Annotated in this window: 1 protein-coding gene; it reads left to right on the top strand. The window is 55.8% G+C overall.

Annotation, left to right across the window (positions count from 1 at the left end; all coding sequences use genetic code 11):
* Positions 1–231 (top strand): hypothetical protein (locus ACTHSX_RS10920; protein WP_440377750.1); only part of this gene is annotated, 231 nt, incomplete at both ends.

The raw sequence follows: 231 nt of genomic DNA, 5'->3' as shown, positions 1-231 counted from the left end.
CGTCTGAAAGAGCGTCCCGAAACTTGGCACATCCATCATTTCAAACGCAACATCCTCGGCCAACTGATCGAAAAACAGAGCCGCAAAGTCTCCGGCCGCAACGGACAAAGCAAAGACGAAGGCATCAGCCGCACCCGTTTCGAATACGACCCGATTACCGGCAACCTGACCAAAGCCCGCAACCAACACAGCAGCGTCGAACTCGCCTACGACGAACTCGACCGCCTCATC

Origin of the sequence: Neisseria sp. P0014.S002 (genome assembly GCF_051958295.1) — a bacterium.
Lineage (GTDB): Bacteria > Pseudomonadota > Gammaproteobacteria > Burkholderiales > Neisseriaceae > Neisseria > Neisseria flavescens_B.
Note: the sequence above shows the minus strand (reverse complement) of the source record. Positions and strands in the feature narration are given on the sequence as shown.